Source organism: Polaribacter sp. (assembly GCF_965656025.1).
Classification (GTDB): Bacteria; Bacteroidota; Bacteroidia; order Flavobacteriales; family Flavobacteriaceae; genus Polaribacter.
The window spans coordinates 1-1,116 of record NZ_CBFHJT010000154.1 but is presented as its reverse complement, the minus strand read 5'-3'; the positions used below and the strand labels follow the sequence as shown (position 1 = coordinate 1,116).

Annotated in this window: 1 protein-coding gene; it reads right to left on the bottom strand. The window is 32.3% G+C overall.

What is annotated here, in order from left to right; genetic code table 11:
- Positions 1–193: 193 nt before the first annotated feature.
- Positions 194–1,114 carry an IS110 family transposase gene (locus tag ACTG3S_RS14530; RefSeq protein WP_439130046.1) on the bottom strand — a complete coding sequence of 307 codons (921 nt, stop codon included), beginning with the start codon at positions 1,112–1,114 and terminating at the stop codon, positions 194–196.
- Between the last annotated feature and the right edge of the window lie 2 nt (positions 1,115–1,116).

Genomic DNA, 1,116 nt, shown 5'->3' with positions numbered 1-1,116 from the left:
AACGAATTACAGCGTCTGTCATTGGCCCCTCAATATTGGCTAAATCCTGTTTTTTAACTTCAATTAATTTATCAACAAAGAACTGAGTTAAAAAACAAGTAAATTCTTTGTTGTTTTTTGGCATTATAATTTTGAGCCTATCAAAGTATTTTTAGTGTTTTGATAGGCTTTTTTGTTACTATTTACTATTGATTTACTTTAAAACAGCTACAAAATTTTCATCATAAGGCAATCCACTTTTTGCAATTGCAAATGATTGTTTTAATAGCTTATTACTTACGGCTATTAATGCTAGTTTTTTACTCTTTCCTTTAGAGACAATTCGCTCGTAAATTTCCCTACAACCCTTATTATATTTACAAGCTGAAAAACTACATAAAAATAATAGGTTCCTCATTTTTTGATTGCCCATTTTACTAATTCTGCTTTTCCCTCTTACACTACTCCCTGAGTGACGTATCGTTGGGGTGATACCAGCATAACTGCACAATTGTTTTGAATTTTCAAACTTGGTAAACCCATCGGTCATAACAATAAGCATCAAAGCAGTTTTAACACCCATCCCTGGAATACTTTTCAATAAGGTCAATTGCTCTTGCTGATGGTCTTTAACTAATGTATTCAAACGATCTTCTAACAAACCAATCTCTTTTTTAATGGACTTCAATGAGCGATTTAATGAGCGATAAACAGCTTTTGAAGGAATTCCTAATGTTTTTTCTCCGTGTATTTTATTCTTGATAGCAGTACTTTGTTTTATATAAATATCCATTAAACGGATTAGTTGAAGGCATTCTGCTTGGCTTTCATCTTTTGCCGTGTAAAGTGGAACTTCATTAAAACTACCATATTCACAAATAGCTTTGGCATCGGACTTATCTGTTTTTATCTTAGATAATTTCATTTGAATAAAACGCTTTACAGATAAGGGATTTACAACAGAGACTAAGTAACCTTGCTGATAAAGGTATTGGGCTAAACAATAATGATAATAGCCTGTAGCTTCCATTACTACTAAGGTTTCTTTGGTTAGCTTTTTGGCAAACGCTTTAAAACCTTTTAAATCATTGGACAGCTGCTCATAATCTCCTCTTGAATTCATCACATCAAACACAT